The sequence below is a fragment of the Sorangium sp. So ce302 genome, from assembly GCF_051530145.1.
Taxonomy (GTDB): domain Bacteria; phylum Myxococcota_A; class Polyangia; order Polyangiales; family Polyangiaceae; genus Sorangium; species Sorangium cellulosum_B.
The window spans coordinates 7,109,320-7,129,098 of record NZ_CP150326.1; the positions used below are offsets into that span (position 1 = coordinate 7,109,320).

Annotated in this window: 19 protein-coding genes; 5 read left to right on the forward strand and 14 right to left on the reverse strand. The window is 73.3% G+C overall.

Translation table 11 applies throughout. The features are described 5' to 3' along the window. Positions 1-82: 82 nt before the first annotated feature. The 4 genes from aroB to WME73_RS26920 are packed head-to-tail and all read right to left on the reverse strand — an operon-like array spanning position 83 to position 5,244. Positions 83-1,693: a 3-dehydroquinate synthase gene (aroB, locus tag WME73_RS26905; protein ID WP_437911373.1), complete on the reverse strand. Its 1,611-nt coding sequence runs from the start codon at positions 1,691-1,693 to the stop codon at positions 83-85. A gap of 5 nt (positions 1,694-1,698) precedes the next feature. Beyond that, the gene (gene aroC, locus WME73_RS26910) at positions 1,699-2,883 is read right to left on the reverse strand and encodes a chorismate synthase (protein WP_437739248.1); all 1,185 of its coding nucleotides are present in this window, start codon (positions 2,881-2,883) and stop codon (positions 1,699-1,701) included. 52 nt (positions 2,884-2,935) lie between these two features. Continuing rightward, positions 2,936-3,865, reverse strand: coding sequence for a glutamate racemase (gene murI / locus WME73_RS26915; RefSeq protein ID WP_437911374.1), 930 nt, complete (start codon positions 3,863-3,865; stop codon positions 2,936-2,938). Beyond that, the gene (locus WME73_RS26920; protein ID WP_437739250.1) at positions 3,862-5,244 is read right to left on the reverse strand and encodes a homoserine dehydrogenase; all 1,383 of its coding nucleotides are present in this window, start codon (positions 5,242-5,244) and stop codon (positions 3,862-3,864) included. The genes murI and WME73_RS26920 overlap by 4 nt, the downstream gene beginning before the upstream one ends. 86 nt (positions 5,245-5,330) lie before the next feature. Here WME73_RS26920 and WME73_RS26925 point away from each other — a divergent pair, with 86 nt between their 5' ends. From WME73_RS26925 to ribA, 3 genes are all read left to right on the forward strand, one after another. Next, positions 5,331-7,256 (forward strand): type VI secretion system contractile sheath domain-containing protein, encoded by a 1,926-nt coding sequence (locus WME73_RS26925; protein WP_437911375.1) that lies wholly within the window; start codon positions 5,331-5,333, stop codon positions 7,254-7,256. 587 nt (positions 7,257-7,843) lie between these two features. Beyond that, positions 7,844-9,289: an NAD(P)/FAD-dependent oxidoreductase gene (locus tag WME73_RS26930; RefSeq protein ID WP_437911376.1), complete on the forward strand. Its 1,446-nt coding sequence runs from the start codon at positions 7,844-7,846 to the stop codon at positions 9,287-9,289. Between the two features lie 242 nt (positions 9,290-9,531). Next, entirely contained in the window at positions 9,532-10,290 is a 759-nt protein-coding gene (gene ribA, locus WME73_RS26935; protein ID WP_437739253.1) for a GTP cyclohydrolase II, read from the forward strand. A gap of 107 nt (positions 10,291-10,397) precedes the next feature. On the opposite strand, the gene WME73_RS26940 is transcribed toward ribA, so the two are convergent. The 3 genes from WME73_RS26940 to WME73_RS26950 all read right to left on the reverse strand — a co-directional run bounded on the left by WME73_RS26940 (position 10,398) and on the right by WME73_RS26950 (position 12,689). Continuing rightward, positions 10,398-10,907 (reverse strand): hypothetical protein, encoded by a 510-nt coding sequence (locus WME73_RS26940; RefSeq protein ID WP_437911377.1) that lies wholly within the window; start codon positions 10,905-10,907, stop codon positions 10,398-10,400. A 287-nt stretch (positions 10,908-11,194) separates the two neighbouring features. Further along, positions 11,195-12,058, reverse strand: a complete 864-nt coding sequence (locus WME73_RS26945; RefSeq protein WP_437911378.1) for a phosphatase PAP2 family protein — start codon at positions 12,056-12,058, stop codon at positions 11,195-11,197. A 52-nt stretch (positions 12,059-12,110) separates the two neighbouring features. Further along, the gene (locus WME73_RS26950) at positions 12,111-12,689 is read right to left on the reverse strand and encodes a TetR/AcrR family transcriptional regulator (RefSeq protein WP_437739256.1); all 579 of its coding nucleotides are present in this window, start codon (positions 12,687-12,689) and stop codon (positions 12,111-12,113) included. A gap of 362 nt (positions 12,690-13,051) precedes the next feature. Between WME73_RS26950 and WME73_RS26955 the strand changes: the two genes are divergently transcribed. Beyond that, entirely contained in the window at positions 13,052-14,272 is a 1,221-nt protein-coding gene (locus WME73_RS26955; RefSeq protein WP_437739257.1) for an acyl-CoA dehydrogenase family protein, read from the forward strand. An 11-nt stretch (positions 14,273-14,283) separates the two neighbouring features. Here WME73_RS26955 and WME73_RS26960 read toward each other — a convergent pair whose 3' ends face one another. The 5 genes from WME73_RS26960 to WME73_RS26980 form a co-directional block, all read right to left on the reverse strand. Beyond that, positions 14,284-15,309, reverse strand: a complete 1,026-nt coding sequence (locus WME73_RS26960; protein WP_437911379.1) for a phosphotransferase enzyme family protein — start codon at positions 15,307-15,309, stop codon at positions 14,284-14,286. Further along, a complete protein-coding gene (locus WME73_RS26965; protein WP_437911380.1) occupies positions 15,282-15,788 on the reverse strand; it encodes a hypothetical protein in 507 nt (168 codons plus the stop codon). The genes WME73_RS26960 and WME73_RS26965 overlap by 28 nt, the downstream gene beginning before the upstream one ends. 147 nt (positions 15,789-15,935) lie before the next feature. Beyond that, on the reverse strand, positions 15,936-16,127 hold the full coding sequence (locus WME73_RS26970) for a glutathione S-transferase family protein (RefSeq protein ID WP_437911381.1): 192 nt from the start codon (positions 16,125-16,127) through the stop codon (positions 15,936-15,938). 59 nt (positions 16,128-16,186) lie between these two features. Next, on the reverse strand, positions 16,187-16,864 hold the full coding sequence (locus WME73_RS26975) for a class I SAM-dependent methyltransferase (RefSeq protein WP_437739261.1): 678 nt from the start codon (positions 16,862-16,864) through the stop codon (positions 16,187-16,189). Positions 16,865-16,881: 17 nt separating this feature from the next. Further along, a complete protein-coding gene (locus tag WME73_RS26980; RefSeq protein WP_437911382.1) occupies positions 16,882-17,364 on the reverse strand; it encodes a DUF1348 family protein in 483 nt (160 codons plus the stop codon). 269 nt (positions 17,365-17,633) lie between these two features. Here WME73_RS26980 and WME73_RS26985 point away from each other — a divergent pair, with 269 nt between their 5' ends. Then, on the forward strand, positions 17,634-18,026 hold the full coding sequence (locus tag WME73_RS26985; protein WP_437911383.1) for an MAPEG family protein: 393 nt from the start codon (positions 17,634-17,636) through the stop codon (positions 18,024-18,026). Positions 18,027-18,065: 39 nt separating this feature from the next. Here the strand turns inward: WME73_RS26985 and WME73_RS26990 are convergent, their stop codons facing one another. Both WME73_RS26990 and WME73_RS26995 read right to left on the reverse strand, forming a co-directional pair. Beyond that, positions 18,066-19,142: an MBL fold metallo-hydrolase gene (locus WME73_RS26990; protein ID WP_437911384.1), complete on the reverse strand. Its 1,077-nt coding sequence runs from the start codon at positions 19,140-19,142 to the stop codon at positions 18,066-18,068. Beyond that, a complete protein-coding gene (locus WME73_RS26995) occupies positions 19,139-19,714 on the reverse strand; it encodes a TetR/AcrR family transcriptional regulator (RefSeq protein ID WP_437911385.1) in 576 nt (191 codons plus the stop codon). The genes WME73_RS26990 and WME73_RS26995 overlap by 4 nt, the downstream gene beginning before the upstream one ends. Between the last annotated feature and the right edge of the window lie 65 nt (positions 19,715-19,779).

The window sequence follows — 19,779 nt, forward strand, 5'->3', positions numbered from 1 at the left end:
CAGCGAGGAGGGCGTGCGGCGCCGACGCACGGATTTCGCCCGGAGCAGGGCTGTCTCAGGCACACCGCTCGGCGTCCGAGGGTCAGGTCGCGCGGGCGGCCGCGCGCTCGAGGAGGGAGGCGAGGCGATCGAGCGGAATCGGCTCCACGAACGTGCTGCCGATGTCCCGCATCAGCACCGTCCGGACCGACGAGCCCCGGCGCTTCTTGTCGAGCGACAGGAAGCGCAGCGCGGCGGAGACCGGCTCGTCCTCGATCCGGGTGGGCAGACCGAGCCGCGCGAGCAAGCGGGTCGCCCGGTCGGCCGCCGCGCGATCGGTCACGCCCAGCGCGCAGCCGACGCGGAACATGGCGACCATGCCGAGCGCCACCGCCTCGCCGTGCGCCAGCCGGACGAACCCCCCCTCGGCCTCGAGGGCGTGCCCCAGCGTGTGGCCGAGGTTCAGGAGGGCGCGGTCGCCCGACTCGCGCTCGTCGCGGGCGACGATGGCCGCCTTCACGGCGATCGAGCGGCGGATGATCTCGGCGAGCAGGCCGGGGTCGCGCGCGAGGACGCGGTCGGCCTCGCGCTCGAGCAGCATGAGCAGCTCCGGATCGCCGATGCAGGCCGACTTCACCACCTCCGCGAGCCCGCTCCGGTAGGCGCGGTCGGTCTCGGTGGCGAGCGCCGCCGGGCTCGCGACGACCGCGGACGGCTGGTGGAACGTTCCGACGGCGTTCTTCGCGGGGCCTAGGTCGACCCCTGTCTTGCCGCCTACCGAGGCGTCGACCATCGCGAGGAGCGTGGTCGGCGCCGCGACCCAGCGGACGCCCCGCAGCAGCGTGGACGCAGCGAACCCGCCGATGTCGGTCACCACACCCCCGCCCTGCGCGAGTACCACCGCCCCGCGATCGGCGCCCGCGTCGATCATCGCCGTCAGCGCCGCCTCGACGGCCGCGAGCCGCTTGTGCTCCTCGCCGGGCTTGAGCACCGTGACGGCCGCGGCCGGCGTCCCCTGCGCCGCGAGCGCGGCGAGCAGCGGCGCGCCCCAGAGGCGGCTCACGTTCTCGTCCGTGACGACGAAGACGGACGTCGGCGCCAGCGCAGCGATGGCGTCCGCCGTGGACGCCGCCCCGTCGGAGGCGATGCGCACCGCGTAGCTCTTGTCGCCGAGCGGCACGAAGAGCGGGCGATCCGCGTAGGCGCGGAGGACCCGCGCCGCGACGTCCGCGGGGGAGACGCCGTCGGTCACGACGCACGCGTGGGCCTCGGCATAGACGGGGGCGCGCGCGGCCAGGAGCTCTCGGATGCGCGCCTCGCGATCCGGCGCGCCGTCGAGGAGCGGGCGGTTGCCGTTCGGCGTGCGCGCGGCGATCGTGCGCGGGGTGGCGGTGAGCGCGACGACGCAGCCGCGCTCGAGCGCCTCGGCGCGGAGCGCGGGATCGACCAGGGCGCCGCCGCCGAGGGCGATGATGCGCGGGCCGCGCGCCGCGAGGAGCCGGCGCAGGGTCGCCGCCTCCAGCGCGCGGAAGCCAGCCTCGCCGCGCTTGGCGAAGAGCGACGGGACGCTCTCGCCGGCCTCCTGCACGATGGCGTCGTCGAGATCGAGGAACGGGAGCCCCGTGCGCGCGGCGGCGATGCGGCCCACGGTGGACTTGCCTGCCCCCATGAAGCCGGTGAGCAGGAGCGGAGGTGCGTCGGGAAGGAATTCCATGGCCTTCAGTAAGAGCGGACCTGCTGGAGGTAGCTGTCGACGTTGCGCGAGAGCTCCGTGAGGCTGTCGCCGCCGAATTTCTCGAGCAGGGCGGCGGCGAGCGTGATCGCCACCATCGCCTCGCCGACGACCGAGGCGGCCGCGACGGCGCAGACGTCGCTGCGCTCGAAGGCGGCGTCGAACTGCTCCTTGGTGCGCACGTCGACCGACGGGAGCGCGCGCTTGAGCGTCGCGATCGGCTTCATGGCGGCGCGGCAGATGAGCGGCATGCCGTTCGTGATGCCGCCCTCGAGGCCGCCGGCGCGGTTCGACGGGCGGGTGAACGCGTGCGCCCCCTGATCGTAGGCGATGGGGTCGTGCACCTCGGAGCCCGAGATGCGCGCGGCCTCGAAGCCGATGCCGATCTCGACGCCCTTGATCGCCTGGACGCTCATCAGCGCCTGCGCGAGCCGTCCGTCGAGCTTGCGGTCCCACTGCACGTGGCTCCCGAGCCCGGGCGGCAGGCCCGTGGCGATCACCTCGAAGACGCCGCCGAGCGTGTCGCCCCGGTGCGCGGCCTCGCGGATGGCGTCGCGCATCGCCTGCGCGGCAGCGGCGTCGACGCACGCGAGATCCGAGGCGCGGGCGCGCTCTCGGAGCTCGGCGAGCGGGAGCTCACCCCCGCCCGAGGCGGCGGAGGTCGGCGACGCCACCGGGCCGATCGACAGGACGTGGGCGAAGACCTCGACGCCGACGGACCGGAGGAGCTTGCGGCAAACGCCGCCCACCGCGACCCGCGCCGCGGTCTCGCGCGCGCTCGCCCGCTCGAGCACGTCGCGCAGGTCCCGCCGGGCGTACTTCAGGCCGCCGGCCAGATCCGCGTGGCCAGGGCGCGGGCGGGTCAGCGCCTCGGGCGGCTCGGGGAACGGCTCGGGGCCCATCCGCCCGGCCCAGCTCGCGTGATCGCGGTTCTCGATCACCATGGCGATGGGGCCGCCGAGCGTCTCGCCGCCGCGCACGCCGGCGACGAGGCGGACGCGATCGGTCTCGATCTTCATCCGCCCGCCGCGCCCGTAGCCGCGCTGGCGACGCGCCAGATCCTCGTCGATGTCCTCCGCGAGGAGCGGCATGCCCGCCGGAATACCCTCGACGGTCGCCACGAGCTCCGGCCCGTGCGACTCGCCGGCCGAAAGCCACCTGAGCTGCGTCATCGTGTGGAAAACCTCCTCCGCGCCCGGAGCCCCGGGCGAAGCTTGCTGCGTATTACAGGTCGATCTGCTCCACGTCGACGCCTTGGGCGGAAAAAGGGGAAGAATGGCCAGCGGCGTCTCCGCCAACCTGGGTCGGAGATCGGACAGCGGCGCCAGCCTGGGTCGGGGAGCGCACGGCGCCGTCCGCGACGACCGGCTCCCCGAGGAACCTGGCCGCCACGGTGGCGAAGCTCTTCGGTAGATCCGTGACGAGGAGCGAGAGGCCGCCCGGCGTGCTCCGGGAGGTCGCGAGCCCCCGCTCGGCGAGGAACGAGGCCACCTCCTCCGCGGTCGCCGACGCGCTGTCCACGATCGGGAGGGGGCCGCCGGCGAGCGACGCCGTCTCGGCCTCGATCGCGGCGCGGAGGAGCGGGAAGTGCGTGCACCCGAGCACGATCGAGCGGGCGCCCGCTCCGATGAGCGGCTCCAGGTACCGCCGCGCGACGAGCCGCGGGACCTCGCCCTCGATCCATCCCTCCTCCGCCAGCGAGACGAGCAGCGGAGCTGCCTGGCCGGCGACCTCGGTGCGGGTGCTGAGCGACGCCACGGCGCGGGGATAGGCGCCGGACGCGATGGTCCCGGCCGTCCCGAGCACGCCGATCGTCGCGCCGCGCGACGCCGCGACGGCAGCGCGGGCGCCGGGCAGGATGACCCCGAGGACGGGCAGGTCGAGCTCGACCCGGAGCATGTCGATCGCGACGGCGCTCACCGTGTTGCACGCGACCACGATCGCCTTGACGCCGCGGCCGATGAGCACGCGCGCGCAGCCGAGCGCGTAGCGGACCACCGTCTCCGGCGACCGCGTGCCGTACGGGACCCGCGCCGTGTCGCCCAGGTAGACGATGTCCTCCGCAGGGCAGCGCCTGCGCAGCGCGCGCACGACCGTGAGGCCGCCGAGGCCCGAGTCGAACACGCCGAGCGGCGCGTCGCTGTGGGAGGTCACGGTTCCTCGATGCGGAACAGGTGCACCGGCTCGCGGAGGAACTGCTCGCGCGCGATCGCGTCGAGCGCGCTCCGCACGAGCCCCTCCCGCGCGTCATGCGTGATGAGCACGACGTCCACCGCGGGCTGACGAGCGGCCGCCCCGCCCGCGGGCGCCGCGCCCGAGCCCGAGTTCGTCGGCCCCTGCTGCACGATCTGCTCGATGCTGACGCCCGCGTCGCCGAGCGCGCCGGCGAGGCGCCCCATGACGCCGGGCCGGTCCTCGACCGCGAAGCGCAGGTAGTACCGGGAGACGATCTCGCCGAGCGGGCGGACCGCGCGGGGCTTGATCGACATGCCGCGGCCCTGCATGCCCGCGACGCCCGACGCGATCGAGCGCGCGACGTCGAGGATGTCGGAGACGACGCTGACCGCGGTCGGCAGGTCGCCGGCGCCGCGGCCGTAGACGAGCGACGGGCCGACGGCGCGCCCCTCGAGCAGCACGGCGTTGAGCACGCCGGAGACGTTGGCGAGCACGCTCTGCTTCGGGATCAGCGTGGGGTGCACGCGCAGCTCGATGGAATCGCCGAGGTCGCGGCCGATCGCCAGGTGCTTGATGGTGTAGCCGAACCGATCGGCGTAGCGGTGATCGGCCTCCTCGATGCTCCGGATCCCGGAGGTGTGCACGTCGGCGCTGTCGACCTGCGCCCCGAAGGCGAGCATCGCCAGGACAATCAGCTTGTGCGCGGCGTCGTGGCCGTCGACGTCGAGCGACGGGTCGGCCTCGGCGTAGCCGAGCGCCTGCGCCTCGCGCAGCGCGGCGTCGAACGACGCGCCCGTGTCGCGCATGCGCGTGAGGATGTAGTTGCAGGTGCCGTTCAGGATCGCGGTGACGCGCTCGACCCAGTCGCTCGCGAACGCGTCCCGGAGCGTCCGGATGATCGGGATGCCGCCGCCGACCGCCCCCTCGAACGCGAGGTCGACCTGGCGCGCCGAGGCCCGCGCGAGGAGCGCGGGGCCGTGGGCGGCGAGCAGCAGCTTGTTCGCGGTGACCACGCCCTTGCCGCGGTCGATGGCGCGCTCGATCAGCGCGCGCGCGGGCGTCTCGCCGCCCATCACCTCGACGACGACGTCGATCGAGGGGTCGTCGACGACCTCCTCGGGGTTCGTGGTGAGCACGCCGCGATCCAGGGCGGCGACGCGCTCCTTCTCGAGGTCGCGCACGACCACGCGCTTCACGACGAGGGGGACGCCCGCGCGCTCCGCCAGGTAACCGGAGTTCTCGGCCAGGAGGCGCAGGACGCCGCCGCCGACCGTCCCGCAGCCGAGGAGCCCGATCTGGATCGGGGCGCCCCCGCGGAGGCGCCTGCGATCGCTGGCGGCGTGAGGTTCAGGGTTCAAGTTCAAGGGCGGACCGCCTTCCGTCTTCATGCGCGCGGAGCTTAGCGCTTCTCGCGCCGATAGGTGACGCCTATGCTGCGCTGGCCATGACGGAAAAGGGCGTTCTGGGCGACGAGTTCAGGTTCCACGTGGGCGAGGACGGGGGCGCCGTGGAGCGGGGGCCGCTGCTCCCGCTGCGCGTGCTCGTCGTCGCCGATCTCACCCCGCGCGATCCGCACAACGCCGGCGCGAGCCCGCCCGCGGGCGGGCTACGCGTCGACGCGAGCCGCTTCGATAACCTCTTCACGATGCTCCGGCCACGGCTCGCGATCGAGGTGCCGAGCGTGCTCGCGGCGGGCCGGGCGGTGCGCGTCGACCTCGCGCCCGCCGGGCTGAAGAGCTTCCGGCCCGACGCGCTGTGCGCCGAGGTGCCGCTGCTGCGCTCGCTGCTCGACGGCCGCCGGGTCCTGGATCGGCTGCGCGACGGCTCGGCCACGCTCGACCAGGCGCGCGCCGAGCTCGATCGGCTCTGGGGCGGCTCCCCGCTGGTGCGCGACATCCTGGGCCTCCTCCCGGAGCGCCGGGACGCCTCGCCCGACCGCTCCGCGCCCGCCGCGGAGCGGCCCGCGGCGCCGGCGCCCGCGCCCGGCTCGGACGTGGACGCGCTGCTCTCGATGGTCGACCTCGGCGGGGGCGAGGGCGCCGAGGCGGCGCCCCCACCCGCGACGCCGGGCAGCCTCGATCAGAAGCCGGCGGAGGCAGGGCGGTTCTCGGAGCTCATCGCGACCGTGGCGGCGAGCGCCCGCCCGCGCGCGGGCCAGCCCGCTCGGCCAGCGGAGGCGATCGCGCAGATCGAGCGCGCGATCGGCGCGCAGCTCGGCGCGATCCTGCAGCACCCCGAGGTGCGGCGCCTCGAGGAGGCGTGGCGCGGGCTGAGCCTGCTCGTGGAGCGCGCGAAGGCGGCGGAGGGCGTCCGGTTCGACGTCGTCAGCGCGCGCCCGGACGAGGCGGCCGGGGCGCTCGCGCGGGTGCTCGCGCAGACGGCGAGCTCCGAGCCGCCGGCGTCGGTCGCCATCGTGGACGTCGCGATCGACGGCAGCGCCGCGTCGCTCGCGCGGCTCGAGGAGATCGCGCGCGTCGCCGAGGCGCACGCGCTCCCCGCCGTCGTGAACGGCGACGCGCGCCTGCTCGGGGTCGACGATCTCGGCGGCGTCGAGCGGCTCGACAACAAGGCCGCGCTGTTCCGGGCGCCGCACCGAGCGCCGTGGCGCTCCGCTGCGGCGCGGCATGGCGCGCGGTGGGTCGCGATCGCGATGAACCGCGTGCTCGGCCGGATGCCGTACGACCGGACGACCTCCCGGATCCGGGAAGCGGCGATCGCCGAGCAGCCCGGCGATGAGGGCGGCCGCGTCTGGATCTCGCCGGCGTACGTCGTCGGCGCGCTGATCGCGGGGAGCTTCCGCGAGACGGCGTGGCCCTGCCGCGTCACGGGCGCGAAGGGCGGCGGCACGCTCGGGGACCTGCCGGTGCACGAGGTCAAGGGCGCGTACGAGGGCGACGAGGGCGTCGCGATCCCGACCGAGGCGTTCGTGTCCACGGACACCCAGCGCGAGCTCTCGAAGAGCGGCGTGCTCCTGCTCGCGTCGGCCCCGAACAGCGACGCGGTGTACGTCCTCGCCGCGCCGACGGCCTACGTCCCGCCGGAGAAGCTCACGTACGACAGCCCGACGGCCGAGCCGGACGAGCGCCTCGAGCGCGTCTCGCTCGTCGATCAGCTCTTCGTCGCGCGCGTCGTCCAGTTCCTGCGCGCGCTCTGCTCGAAGCTGCCCCCGGACAGCAATCCGGCGGAGGTCCAGCCGGTCGTCGAGGGTGCCCTCTGGGCGCTGTTCGAGAACGCGCCGCCCGCCAGCATCGAGCTCACCGTCAAGGCGGGCCGCGGCGAGGGCGGCGCGCAGATCGCGGTCACGGTGCGCCCGCGCCGTTTCCTGGGCGTCGGGCTCGACGAGGTGTCGCTGGAGATGCCGCTCGGCTGAGCCCACGGCCCCGGATTGACGCCGCCCGGCGCGCGGGGGAGGATCACCGGCATGCGGCTCCGCGTCGCGATCCTCCTCGCTGTCCTGAGCACCCTCGTGACCACGTGCCAGCGGCCTGCGGCGCCGCAAGCGCCGACGTCCGACTGCGGCTGCCGCAAGAAGTAGCCCGGCGCCCATCGCGGGACGACGGGTCACGTCGCGCGGTTCCGGGCGCGCGGCATTGCCATGCACGTCGAGCGTCTCTCACGAAGACGCGAGGACCGGATCGTGAGCGGTGCTCTTTCTCACACCCGCCGCGGAGCGGCCACCCGCCAGCGGGCGGCGGCGCCTCGATACGGCCTCTCCGCGCCTGTCGCGCCGGAGGTCCATCTTTGATGGCGACGAAGAGCGCAGGAGTGATGGTCGCTTTCATCTCGACGGAGCGCGTGGAGTTGCGTAGTTGCGCAGCTGCTCAGTCGGGCCTCGGCGGGTCGCGCGCGATGTGCGCAGCGCGCGCAACGCAGGTTGAGCGCCTCATCACGAAGCGAGCATTGCGCCGGCCTTGCAGTCCTCAGGGGCGGCCCGAGGATTGCAATCCAGGCGGCTCCATGAAGCCTTGCACCCAGGAGGACATCCGCTCCAATCGCCCGTTCGCCGGCCGCAGGGCGGTGGTGATCGGTGGGAGCATCGCGGGCCTGGTCGCAGCCCGCGTGCTCGCCGACCATTTCGGCGAGGTGGCCGTCGTCGAGCGTGACGCCATCCCGGATGACCTCCGCGAGGCCCGCAAGGGGGTGCCCCAGGCTCGCCAGCTCCACGGGCTGCTCGCCCAGGGAGAGCGGATCCTGAACGACCTGTTCCCCGGCTTCACCGGGGATTTGCTCCAGGACGGAGCCATCGCGTACGACTTCGGGCTCGGCCTGGCGTGGCACCACCACGGCGCCTGGAAGCCGCGCTTCGAGACGGGGGTGCGGACCGTGTGCATGACCCGTCCGCTGCTCGAGGCGCACGTGCGCCGCCGCGCGTTCGCGCTGCCCAGGGTGCGGCGCCTGGACCAGCGCGAGGTGGTGGAGCTCTCGGCGTCTCGCGATCACTCCCGGATCACGGGCGTCGTGCTCCGGCAACGCGACGAAGGCGGCCGGATCGAGCGGCTGCCGGCGGAGCTCGTGGTGGACGCCAGCGGGCGCGGCTCGCGCGCGCCGGCGTGGCTCGAGGCGCTCGGCTACCGGCGGCCCGACGAGTCGACCATCCAGGTCCGGGTGGGGTACGCCAGCCGGCAGTACCGGCCGCGGGATCCGGCGCAGCTCCCGTGGAAGTCGCTGTACGTCCTCGGCTCGCCGTCCGACAGCCGGCGGTTCGGCTGCATCGCGCCGATCGAGGGCGGGCGCTGGATCGTGGTGCTGGCGGGCCTGTTCGGCGATCACCCGCCCGCCGATCCCGAGGGCTTCCTGGAGTTCGCCCGGGGCCTGCCCAACGACGCGCTCTACCGGGCGCTGCTCGGGGCCGAGCCGGTGACGGACGTCGCCGTCTCCAAGTTCCCGGCGCACCTCCGGCGGCACTACGAGCGGATGGCGCGGATGCCCGAGGGGCTCGCCGTGCTGGGCGACGCGCTCGCCAGCTTCAACCCCGTTTACGGCCAGGGGATGACGTCGGCCTGCCTCCAGGCGCTGGCGCTCGACGCCGCGCTCAAGGAGCACCGCCGCCGCGCGGGGCGCGGCGCGATCGCGGGCCTCACCCGCCGCTACCACGCGGCCGCGGCGAGGGCGGTCGACCTGCCGTGGCGGATGTCCACGGGGGAAGACCTCGCCTACCCCGAGACCAGGGGCCGGCGGCCGTTCCTCCAGCCGATCATGCGCTGGTACACCGGGATGCTGCACCGGGCCGCGCAGGTCGATCGCGAGGTCTACGTGCGCTTCGTGCGCGCGTTGCACATGCTCGACGGGCCGGAGGCGCTCCTGGATCCTCGCTTGATCCTGCGCGTGCTTCGCGCGGGGCGGTCAGGGTCGCTGCCGGAGGTGGCCGCGGCCGGCGCGGCCCACCGAGGGCGGCCCGAATGACGCATGAATAGCTGAGCCCGCCGCCTCGCTCCGGTCGCGTGATGACGGCGACGGCTCCGCGCCGCGCGAGGCCCGTGTCGGCGGGACGAACGCGCCGTGGTGCCGTGTCGACAGGCATCCTCCGGCGGGGGGCCGCCCCGCGCGGCTGCAGAGCGTTGCCTGGCCGTCGTGTTCTGGTAAGACGTGCGCGCCTTTACCCACGACGGATCGGCTCGCGAGGCGGCTCCTCGCGGAGGCAGGACATGACCGACTCGATGAATGCGCTCCTGGAGCTCGTCGCCCGCGATCGAGAGCACGACTGCGATGGGGTTGGCCACGTGAACGTCTGCGTGCGGGTGGTCGGCGTCGCCGAGCTGCCGACGCGCGCCGGCCACTTCCGCATCGTGGCGTTCTGGAACAACCGAGACGCCAAGGAGCACATCGCGATGGTGCACGGCGACGTCATCGGCGCCTCGAACGTACCGACGCGGCTGCACTCCGAGTGCGTGACAGGCGACGTCATGGGCTCGCTGCGCTGCGACTGCCGCGATCAGCTCCTCGAAGGGTTGAAGAAGATCCAGAGCATGGATCGGGGCATCCTGCTCTATCTGCGCCAGGAGGGCCGAGGGATCGGGCTCATCAACAAGATCCGGGCCTACGCGCTGCAGGACCAGGGGCTCGACACGGTCGAGGCCAACCTGGCGCTCGGTTTCAGGGACGATGAGCGCGACTATGCCGTCGCGGCGCACATGCTGCGCAGCCTGAACGTGAGATCGATCGAGCTCATCACGAACAACCCCAACAAGGTCCAGCAGCTGACGCAATACGGAGTCTCCGTGGCCGGGCGCATCCCGCACGTGATACCGCCGAACGATCACAACCGCTTCTACCTGGAGACCAAGGCGAAGCGGTCGGGGCATTTCATCGACACGTGGGGCAAGCCGCACCTGGTCGAGCAGAGCGATCCGGTCGTGGTCGACGGGATGGCCCCCCCGGAATCCGAGCCGGCGCCCGCGGGCTGAGGTCCCGCGGGCGCGGGGGCCCAGGCTCAGCCGCCGTTGCGGCCGCGAGCCTCCATCGATGCCCGTCCGGCGCTACGGCGGCGCCGCGCGGCGGTGTCGAGATCGTCTCATGGCGCGGCGCCGGTCAGGCGGCGAACCCGGTCCGCGTGGGGGCTCGCCGGGAAATGCGAGAGGAAATCCCCGGCGCGGGCGCGCGCCTGGTCGGCGCGCCCGCTGCGCAGCAGCGCGTCGATCGCGACGATCTCCCGGTCGGCCGCGAGGCGCCCCTCCGGGAACTCGGCCCGGTGCTCGTCGAGCAGAGCGAGCGGCGCCTCTGGCGATCGCGCGAGCACCGCCCTGATCTCCGCGAGCCGCCCGGCCTCCCGGAGCAGCTCGTCGCGCTCCAGCAGCGCGGCCGCCGTCGCGGCGGGCCGAAGCGTGGGCTCGCCCTGAACGGCGCTCTCCTGGGGCAGCTCCCGGCCCACGCCGGGCGCGGACCGAGGCGGCAGCTCGGCGCCGAGCGCCGGCACGGGCGCCCCGAGCGCTTGATCGCTGCAACCTGCGAGGAGGGCGAGGAGCGGGGCGGCGAGGCCTCCCGCGATCCACCGGGTGTGTGACGAATGGTGAACGACATGCATGTCGTCGACTCCTTCATGGGGCCGAGCTGGCGGAACCCCGCCGAGACGGGCCCGCGAAAACGCGCGTGCCCATTGCGGGACCGCAGCTCGCCGTCGCCATGGCCGCCAGCGCGGCACGGCGTATTCGACGTAATGAGCTAGCGCTCCAGCAACGACGGCCCGAGCACCAGCATTCCTAGCTGACAGGCGTATTGTAAAAATGAACTATCGGTTTGTCAACACTGCTTACTTACGCCGTCCGAAAGCAGCGCTGCCGCTTGCCGATGGCCGAAATCGCCCTACTCGGCTCAGAAGGCGCCGGCGACGCCCACGCCCGCGCCGCCGCCCGCCGGCGCGAGCGAGAGGCGAAAACGCCGGGGGCCAGAGCTGGCAACGCCCGGGCGCGGGGCATGAAACAGAGCCGGGATCAGCACGCCGGAGGCGGCGCCGAATACGGCGCCCGTGAGCACATCGGTGAAATAATGGCGATCGCCGGCGATGCGCAGGTAGCCGGAGAGCGCGGCGATCGCCATTCCGTTCGCCCATACCCACGGCGCCGCGCGATAGCCGCGCATCGACGCCACGGTGCCGCTCGCGGCGGCGAGCGAGAAGACGGCCGTGGAATGACCTGAGAAGAACGAGAGTTCGTCGTCGTGCGGGAGCGGACCCGATGTGCCCTCGCCCGCGCGGAGCACGTCCGGGTTGTCATGATGGGCATAGGGCCGCTGGCGGCCGACGATGTACTTGGTGATCTGGTTCATGTTCATCGCCACCACCATCGCTTCGGTGACGATCACGAGATCGGCGGCGATGTTGTCGGAGCGGCCGTCGTACCACGCGGCGAGCGCCGTGAGGCCCAGCGCTGCAGCGGGCGCGACGCCGAGGACCGTCACGTTGCTGAGATCATGAGCGGTGTTCGGGTTGCCTCTCCAGACCAGCGCGTCGCGGATCGACGTGTCGAGGGCGTTGGCCGTGCACCAGCGGCACGATTCGGGGGCGAGGCCCTTCTTCGCGAGCTCGGACGCGATCCATGCGGCGCCGCCGACGACGGTGACGGGCAGATCGATCTCGGGCCGGTACGTGAGCTCGGGGGACGGGTCGGCGGCAGCGGCCGGCGAGGACGAGACGGCGACGAGGAAGGCGGACAGCGCGAGCGCGGCGGTAGCACGCATGAGGGGCGCAAGCGTAGCCGGGGCGGAGGGGCACGGGAATCCGTCGCGGGCGTCAGGCGCGCGACGGCCCCGGCGTGGCGAGGAGCAGCCCGTCGAGCAGGCGCGCGTGGGCGTCGTCGACCAGGTTCCGGAGCGCCGTCGGCCCGGCCTTGGAAAGGGCTCCCGACGCAGCGAGGGTCGCGAGGCCGTGGTGCATCGCCCAGATCGGGACCGCGAGCGCCCACGGATCGCCGGGCGGGAACGCGCCGGCGCGCTGCGCCTCCTCGATGAACCCGAGGAGCACCCCCAGGTTCTGCGAGGTGGCCACCGCGACCCGCGGGTCGTCCACGTCCACCTCGCCGGAGTACATCACGTGGAAGGGCGCGGGGTGCTCCAGCGCGAAGGCGACGTAGGCGAAGCCGGCGGCCAGGAACCGCGCCCGAAGGTCGCCCCCGGCGCCCTCGAGGGCGGCCGAGATCCGCGCGCCGAGCGCCGCGCTCGCCTGGACCGAGAGCTCGGTCATCAAGGCGCGCTTGTCCGCGAAGTGGCGGTAAGGCGCGGCGTGCGAGACGCCGATGCGCCGCGCGACCTCGCGCAGCGTGAAGCTCGCGTTCCCTTGCTCCTCGATCAGCGAGAGCGCCTCCTCCAGCACGGCGCGCCGGAGGTCGCCGTGGTGGTAGGGCCGGTCGACGGGGCGCGGCGCAGGCGCGGGTGAAGGGCGCGGCGCAGGCGCGGGTGAAGGGCGCGACGCGGTTGCGGGTGAGGTGCGCGCGCTCGGACGGCGGCGCCTTGCGGGGGAAGCCACAGCGCAGGCGCACGATACCACGAAGGCCGCGGTCCCACCGAGCCGCGGGGCCCGGGATCGCGGATGCAGGGCCGCGAGCTCAGGAGCTGCAGGCAGCCGCAAAGAAAATGTAGGCAGTGGAAACTTTCTCCATGTTGTCAGTGTCATCATCGGGCGCGCGGGCGGCCGGTGGCCGGCGCGCTGCACATGATCCAGGAAAGGAGCCCCGTATGTCCGAGCCCCGTCGATCCCCCGAGCGCGAACGCCTCCTTGCCGCCGTGGAGCGCGTCCGCGGCGTCGCCACCGCCCACGCCGAGGCGTCCGAGCGGCTGCGCACGCTCGCGCCCGCGGTCGTCGATGCCCTGCAATCGAGCGGCCTGCTCGCGATGGCCGCGCCGCGCGCGCTCGGCGGCGTCGAGAGCGACCCGCTGACGCAGGTCGAGGTCTTCGAGGCGATGGCGCGCGCGGACGCGTCGGCGGGGTGGTCGCTGATGATCAGCGCGCTGCTCGCCGCGCTCGCCGGGGGCACCCTGCCGGACGAGGGGGCCCGCCAGGTGTTCGCAGGGCCGTTCCCGACGTTCGCAGGGCTCCAGATTCCGACCGGCCTCGCGCGGCGCGTCTCCGGGGGGTACGTGCTCGAGGGCCGCTGGGCCTTCGGCAGCGGCGTGCGGCACGCGTCGTGGGTGTTCACCTGCGCCATCGTGGCCCCGGAGGGCGGGGCCCCTCCGGCGGGGCCGCCCGAGATGATCAGCCTCGCTGTCCCGCGCGAGCAGGTGGTGATCGAGGACACGTGGGACGTGGCCGGCCTGCGCGGCACGGGGAGCGACCACTACCGGATCGAGGGCGCGCTCGTGCCCGAGGCGCGGACGTGCCCCTTCCCGGCGGCGCCTCAGCGGCGCGGCGGCGCGCTGGTCTCGCTGCCGTTGCTTGCCCTGCTCGCAGCCGGTCACGTCGGCTTCGCGCTCGGCGTCGGGCGGCGCGCGCTCGACGAGATCGCCGCGGTCGCCCCGCGCCGCGTGAAGGCGTGGCCGCAGCTCGCGCTGGGCAGCCACGCGGCCTTCCACATGGACCTCGGGCGCGCCGAGGCGAAGCTCGCGGCGGCGCGGGCCTATGCGTTCGACGTGCTCGGGCGGATGTGGGACCAGGCGCGCGCTGGAGAGGCGCTCTCGATCGAGGACTGGGCGGCGATCCGGCTCGTCCAGACGTATGTGACCGACGTCGCCGCGGAGGTCACGGGCTTCGCCTATCGGGCCGGCGGCGGGGGCGCGCTCTACGCGGCGAGCCCGCTGCAGCGGTGCTTCCGGGACATCCACGCGGCGACGCAGCACATCGCCGCGACCGACGACGCCTACGAGTTCGCGGGGCGCGCGCGGCTGGGGATCGCCGAGCTGCACCCGATGCTCGCGCCGCGACCGCCCTCGGGCGGTGGGTTAGCTCGACAGGGCGGCTGAGCGACGCGCTCTCAGCCAGCCTCCGGCCACGCCGGCTGATCGCCGAGGATGCGCGGCTTGTGGCGCTCGAGATAAGCGCGACACCAGGCGTCCGGCGCCTCGCGCCGGCTGACCCGGCGGATCGCCGTGTAGAGCACGAGCTCGCGCAGCTTCATGAACCGATCCATCTCCGCCAGCCACCGCGCGGAGAGCGCGTTCTCCCGGGCGTAGCCGTCCAGGAACCTGTCGCGGAACATCCGGAGGAGCTCGGGCGGCCGCCCGGGGCCGAGCGGGTCGATCGCGACATAGAAGAGGACGATCCCGAGATCGCTCGCGAACCACTCGTAGGCGCAGTCGTCGAAATCGATCAGCGTCAGCGCGCCGCCGTCCTTGAGCACGTTCCCGAAGTGGGCGTCGGTGTGCACCAGGCCGAAGGCGTCGCGGTCCGTCGGCAAGGCCCGGAGCTCCGCGATGAGCCGCTCCAGCCGACCGCCGATCGGGTCGCGCTCGTCCTCCGGCAAGAGCTCCCGCGCGCTGGTGAAGTCGCCGTCCTCATGCCACGCATGACGCCGCCTCGCCGACGGCGGAACATACACCTTGGTCGCGGCGTGCAGTCGCCCCAGGAGCCGCCCCCAGGCGGTCGCCACGTCCGGCGTCAGATCGTCGGCAGAGAGCGGAGCGCCTGGCGCCTTCGCGTACGCGCGCACGCAGACGGCCTGGCCGGGCCCGCCGAGCAACGCTGCGTAGCTGCCGTCAGCGGCCCGGATCGCCGGGGCGGCGCGGACGCCATTGGCTGTCAGGTACTCCAGCCATTCACACTCCGCCTCGACCGCGTCCAGGGACCTGCGCCCGGGATCCCCGAGCTTCAGGACGAAGGCACCGTCGCCCCGCCGTGCTTCGAAGACGTGGCTCTCGAAGCCGCCGATGTGCCGGCAGGTCGCCGGATCGAGCCCGTAGAGCGCAAGAGCGCGATCGAGGAGGGCGGGATCTACGGGAGTCGTATCGTCCGCTCCAGAGGGCAGCCCTGCGGTCAGGGCTGGCTGCCTTCCGGCGGGCACGCGACCCTCTGGGGCGGCGGTGGGTTGCACATGACGACCACGGGAGGGCCTCCGTCGCGAGAGGGCTGAGGCGGCGGGCAGGTGTTCGGGAAAAACTGCCTGCACATGCCGTCCGGACCCCGGACCACCTTTCCCCCCTGCGCGGGCTGCGGAAGCGGTCGCTCCTCGCCCTGCGCCGCCGTCGCCCCTGCGCCGTGGGATGCACCGGACGCGGCCGGCGCCGACGTCGTTCCGGCGTCCCGCGACGTCTCCGGTGCCGCCGCGTCCTGCGTCTCGGTCGTCCCGGCGTCGCTGGACGCGGCCGCATCCCCCACGCCAGACGAATACGTCAGCGGGGAATCCAGGCGCGGCGGGTTGGCGATCAGCTCCGGCGGATCGGGCGGCGGCTGGGCTGTGCCACAAGCCGTCGCGCCGCCGGCCACCGTGATGACGAACGAGGACGCGAGCACGCGGCGGCGCCGGCGTGACGGGAGCTTCATGGCGACCATCATAGACCGATGGCCCAATCCACGTCACCCGAACGGCGATCGCTGCGGCGCGCTCCGCGCGCGACGTGGCGCAGCGCCGCCGAGCGCGGCGAGGTCGTCAACCTCGTCCACCTCGATCGCCGCGGCCAGGCGCTTCGCTCATGACTTCATCTTCATCGCGTGCGGGCGCGCCTGCAAGCGATCCACGTAGGCCTCCAGCCTGGGCCGCCCCGTCGCATTTCCCCACAGGCGCGCCCACATGAACATCGAGCTGATCATCACATCGGCCGCGGTGAACCAGTCGCCGAACAGATAAGGCCCGTCCCCGACCTCGCCTTCGATCACGTCCATGACCGTGGCCCTTGATGCCGAGCGTGGTAAAGAACAGGAACCGTCGATGAGGACGTCGATCATGCTTCAGGCGGACGGCGTGCCGTGCGCCTGAGCTGCACGGACAGAAGCCGCGGCGGGTCGCTCCTGGCGGCCTCCGCGTCGCGCCACTCGCCCAGGTGAACGAGCTCGAACCCGGCCCCGAGGCCGCCGTTCACGTACTGTGACACGTCATGCAGGAACGCGGTCACACGCTCCGGCTGGCCGGTCTCCGGGTTGACGAAATTGGCCTGCCCCCCGCGCATCTGTCGCACGGGGTGCAGCTCGCACAGGAAGAGCTCTCCTCCCGCGCGCAAGACGCGGGCAGCCTCGGCGAAGACCGCGTCGATGTGCTCGATGTGCTCGAGCACGAGCATGGCAATCACGACGTCCGACGAGCCCTCCGCGAGAGGCCAGGAATCGCGGATGTCGTGCTGTACGAACCGGACGCGGGGAGAAGACACGCGGGCCCTCGCGCGACGCAACATCCCCTCGGAGAAATCCAGCGCGAGGACGCTTTTCGCGTGCTCGTCGAGCCACTGCGTGTTGCGCCCGGTGCCGCAGCCGATCTCGAGCACGTCCCGGCCAGCCAGCGCCAGGCCGCGCTGCCGGAGGACCTCGGCCGCCAGCTCGCGGGTCCGGTTGAAATCGTCATCGTACGTCGCGGCCCAGCGATCGTAGGCCGTGGCGATCTCGGGCTTGTCTGGAGAGCTGGACATGAGCTCGCTCGGCATCGCTACAAGCTGAGCTCGCTCAGCCCCAGATGCTCGTCGGGTCGCCGCCCGAGCGGCCAGTGGAGCTTCCGCTCCTCCGCCGCGATCCGCACGTCATTGATGCTCGCCTCGCGCCGCCGCATCAGCCCCTGCGCATCGAACTCCCACTGCTCGTTGCCATGGGACCGGTACCAGTTGCCGCTGTCGTCGTGCCATTCATAGGCGAAGCGCACCGCGATCCGGTCCCCGGTGAACGCCCAGACCTCCTTGATCAGGCGGTAGTCCAGCTCCCGCTGCCATTTGCGGTGCAGAAACGCCTCGATCGCCGCGCGCCCCTGGAAGAACTCCGCCCGGTTCCGCCAGCGGCTATCGACCGTGTAGGCCTGAGCCACGCGCGCGGGATCCCGACTGTTCCAGGCGTCCTCCGCCAGCCGCGCTTTCCGGGCGGCGGTCTCTGCGGTGAAGGGCGGCAGCGGCGGGCGCGACACGACAGGATCTTCGCTCAAGGTGCACCTGAACGAACCTTCCTCGAATCTCCCATCCCCGGCAACCCCTTTTCACGCGAAGCGCCTCAGGGCCGTACCGCGGACCGGCCGCTCCCGTCCTGCCATCGGCGCGCGTCCGTCGCTCGAGCGCGCCGCCCCGCGGGACCGCCCTGCCCGCTCCGGTGCAGGCGCCGTGGGAGCGGTCACGACGCTTGGCGCTCGCGCCGGCGACGGGAGCTCGTTAGAGTCGCTCCGCGCTCCGAGGAGCCTGTGTGCTCGAGAGGGATCCGATGACCATTCCGTTGACGTGCGTCTTCATCTCACTTCTCTTGATCTACGTGGCCCGCCTGTTCGTCGCCAGGGCGCAGTCACAGCAGCCCGAGGGCCTGGACAACCGCAACCCGCGCGACCAGCAGGCCAAGCTCACCGGCGTCGGGCGCCGCGCCCTCGCCGCCCACCAGAACGCCTTCGAGGGGTTTGCGCCCTTCGCCGCCGCCGTCTTCACGGCCCACCTCGCGGGCGCCGACGCTCGCTGGAGCGACATCCTCGCCGTCACCCACGTCGCCGCGCGCGTTCTCTATCTGGTCATGTACATCGGCGACAAGGCCTCTGCCCGGACCGCTGTCTGGATCATCGGCTTCGCCGCCACCGTGGGCCTCTTCCTCCTGAAGTGGCTGGTCTGAACGCCGCAGCGCCGGCGCGGCGGGGGCGCCGTGGCAGCCTCAGCGCGGCAGGGGCATCCACGCGCCGTCCGTCGGGACGTGGACCTGCGCGGGCAGGTTCTTCGAGGCGGCGCGCTGGGTGAACGCCGTCACGGGCTCGCGGTAATGGGCGAACGTTGTGTGGTGGATGGGGATCACGTGGCGGGCGCGGAGCAGCGCGGCGGCGGCGACCGCCTCCTCCGCGTCCATCGTGCGGAGGCCGCGCGCGCCGTCGACGCCGACCGCGCCGAGGTGCGGGAGCCAGAGATCGATGGGCGCGAAGCGGGCCGCCACCGCGCGCATCGGCTCGGTGAAGACCGAATCGCCGGTCCAGTAGACCGAATAGGGTGCCGCGCCCTCCCAGCGGAGCACATAGCCGTTGCCCTTGCCGAGCGTCGCGTCGAGCGCCGCATCGTGGGAGTGGTTCGCCGGGACGGCGAGGATCCTCAGGCGGCCGGCGCGGGTCGGGAGCACGGCCTCGTTGTCCCAATCGAGCGGCGTCAGGTTCGTGAATCCGGCGGCGCGCGCCGCGCCGACCGCGTCGGGAGGGAGGACGAAGGTGACGTCCTTCGGGAGCGTCTCCCTCGCGACGGCGTCGAAATGGTCAGCATGGTTGTGGCTGAGGAGGATGACGTCGAGGTGCCCGAGCGGCTCCGCAGGAGGATCGGTATAGCGGGCGACCGGCGCGTTCTCGACGCCGGTCGACGGGTGCTTGGGGAGCACGAACGCCGCCGGGCCGCGCGGGCCAAGGACGGGATCGGTGAGCAGCCGGAGGCCGTCGCGCTCGAGGATCGCCGTCGGGCCGCCGCGCCACTGGAGGCGCCCGCTCGAGGCCTCGGCCGCGGCGGCTTCGCCGGCCGGCGGCGCGATCGCGGCGGCCGCGCCGGCCGGCGGCGCGCTGGCTCCGCCGCGGTCCGGCGAAGCACAGGCCGTCAGGGAGAGCGCGAGCAGCGCGGCGACCACCGAGCCCACGGGCGCCCGCGGCCTGCGCGGGCGACCCATCGAGGGCGCGCCTGCGCCGGGCTCGGCCCCGGCGGGCTGCGGGAGCTGCTCGGCACGTCCATTCCACCTGCTCGGGACACCCGTGATGCGGTTCATCGTCGTCGCCTTCCTGGCCGCGCTGTTGCAATGAGGTTCTCGGCGAGGGACCGCGCGCGCGCGGCGGCGCCCGGTCCCCCTTCGCGGACGGCGGTCACGATCGCGCCGTCGATCAGCAGCAGGATCTGCGGCGCCAGCGCGCTGGCCGAAGGCACGCCGGCCTCGCGCAAGAGCCGCTCGAAATAGTCGATGAGCCGCTGCTTGTGGCGCTGCGCGGCCTCGTGCGCGGGGTGGCTCCGGCTCGCGACCTCGACCATCGTGTTGAGGAACGCGCAGCCGCGAAAGTCGTCCGCGGCGAACAGCTCGGCGAGCGCGTCGAAGACCGCGAGCGGCCGGTCCCGCGGATCGTCCGCGACCGCCTCGACGCGCCCGGCCAGCCACTCGCGAAAGCGCGCGTCGCGCGCGTCCAGCACCGCCACGAGCAGTTCGTCCTTCGTCGGAAAGTGGCGGTAGAAGGTGGCCTTGGCGACGTCCGCCTCGGCGATCAAACGATCGACGCCGACGGCGCGATACCCCTCGGCGTAGAAGAGGCGCTCCGCGACCTCGAGGATGTGGCGCCTGGCGTCCCGCACGACGCTGTTTTAGACAGACAGGTCTGTCTTGTCAAGCGCGCGGAGAGGCGCCTGCGGACCGCCGC

Bases quoted from the DNA above. Each gene is read 5' to 3' on its own strand.
- aroB (WP_437911373.1), bottom strand. From the start codon at position 1,693: ATGGAATTCCTTCCCGACGCACCTCCGCTCCTGCTCACCGGCTTCATG.
- aroC (WP_437739248.1), bottom strand. From the start codon at position 2,883: ATGACGCAGCTCAGGTGGCTTTCGGCCGGCGAGTCGCACGGGCCGGAG.
- WME73_RS26925 (WP_437911375.1), top strand. From the start codon at position 5,331: ATGACGGAAAAGGGCGTTCTGGGCGACGAGTTCAGGTTCCACGTGGGC.
- WME73_RS26930 (WP_437911376.1), top strand. From the start codon at position 7,844: ATGAAGCCTTGCACCCAGGAGGACATCCGCTCCAATCGCCCGTTCGCC.
- ribA (WP_437739253.1), top strand. From the start codon at position 9,532: ATGACCGACTCGATGAATGCGCTCCTGGAGCTCGTCGCCCGCGATCGA.
- WME73_RS26940 (WP_437911377.1), bottom strand. From the start codon at position 10,907: ATGCATGTCGTTCACCATTCGTCACACACCCGGTGGATCGCGGGAGGC.
- WME73_RS26945 (WP_437911378.1), bottom strand. From the start codon at position 12,058: ATGCGTGCTACCGCCGCGCTCGCGCTGTCCGCCTTCCTCGTCGCCGTC.
- WME73_RS26955 (WP_437739257.1), top strand. From the start codon at position 13,052: ATGTCCGAGCCCCGTCGATCCCCCGAGCGCGAACGCCTCCTTGCCGCC.
- WME73_RS26965 (WP_437911380.1), bottom strand. From the start codon at position 15,788: ATGAAGCTCCCGTCACGCCGGCGCCGCCGCGTGCTCGCGTCCTCGTTC.
- WME73_RS26970 (WP_437911381.1), bottom strand. From the start codon at position 16,127: ATGGACGTGATCGAAGGCGAGGTCGGGGACGGGCCTTATCTGTTCGGC.
- WME73_RS26975 (WP_437739261.1), bottom strand. From the start codon at position 16,864: ATGTCCAGCTCTCCAGACAAGCCCGAGATCGCCACGGCCTACGATCGC.
- WME73_RS26985 (WP_437911383.1), top strand. From the start codon at position 17,634: ATGACCATTCCGTTGACGTGCGTCTTCATCTCACTTCTCTTGATCTAC.
- WME73_RS26990 (WP_437911384.1), bottom strand. From the start codon at position 19,142: ATGAACCGCATCACGGGTGTCCCGAGCAGGTGGAATGGACGTGCCGAG.